General features: G+C 47.8%; 1 protein-coding gene. It reads left to right on the top strand.

Annotated features, from left to right (window positions below; all coding sequences use genetic code 11):
* Nucleotides 1–316: transposase (locus FD47_RS14850; protein ID WP_156404180.1), on the top strand; the 316-nt coding region annotated here is incomplete at both ends.

The following is a 316-nucleotide window of genomic DNA, read 5'->3' as shown; positions in this document are numbered from 1 at the left end:
GGCTATGATGCCGGTAAGAAAATTTCCGGAATTAAGCGGCATCTAGCAGTGGATATGAATGGCTTTCCGCAAGCCATTCATTTAACGCGGGCCAATGTCTCTGACCGTGACGGTGCCAGTGCCATGTTAGCCTTAAACGCCGAAAACTTACGCCGGGTTCGAAGCGTATTGGTTGATGGTGGTTACAGTGGCCGCAATTTCGCCATGGATGTCCAGCTTAATTTAAAAGCGACCACCCAAGTCGCCAAACGAAATGAGTTACATAAATTTGAAGTGTTGCCACAACGCTGGATAATTGAACGCTCCTTTAGCTGGT

This window comes from Lentilactobacillus parafarraginis DSM 18390 = JCM 14109, from assembly GCF_001435895.1.
Lineage (GTDB): Bacteria > Bacillota > Bacilli > Lactobacillales > Lactobacillaceae > Lentilactobacillus > Lentilactobacillus parafarraginis.
This window is presented reverse-complemented; position numbering and strand designations above follow the sequence as displayed.